Consider the following 522-nt stretch of genomic DNA (forward strand, 5'->3'; position numbering starts at 1 on the left):
CTTTGGCGCGATCGCTTCGACCCTAAAATGAACCTCAAGCATAATCATACCTTGAGGAATGGCATTGCTCTTGAGCATTGCCACCGTCGTATTACCAAAGGTACTCGTGCTCGCAAGCTCGTAGATCGATCGCATCAATGGATGTTCATGGGTGACAAAATCGATGTCCTCACGCTGCAGTGCAAGCTCGCGATCAAAGGTCAACGTCATACCTTCTTCATCGCTAAGTGGCAGCCCCTCAATATACTCACTAACTTCAGTGCTATCGAGTGGCGCAAGCACCCAAGAACCATCACGCTGAATACTATAATCGACATTTGCTGATGCCAAAAAGCGCTCAATAAAGGGCGGTAGCACATTATTATCATCAAAATCACGCATCGCATCTGCAATACGCCCAGCGACGCGTGGACGGCATGAGTTATATTCAAGTAGACGATCACGTCCTTCTTGCAGCTGTGCTTCTAGCGCCAAGCGCATTTGTAACGCCTCAGCGATAAGAGCTTTTAATTCATCGCGATT

The 522-nt window shown here is 47.9% G+C and carries 1 pseudogene; it reads right to left on the minus strand.

Features of this window, described 5'->3' with window-relative positions:
- Nucleotides 1-522, minus strand: a pseudogene (locus tag ACS8FD_RS24450) (RNA polymerase-associated protein RapA); the annotation flags it as partial.

Source organism: Psychrobacter sp. 1U2 (assembly GCF_051847575.1).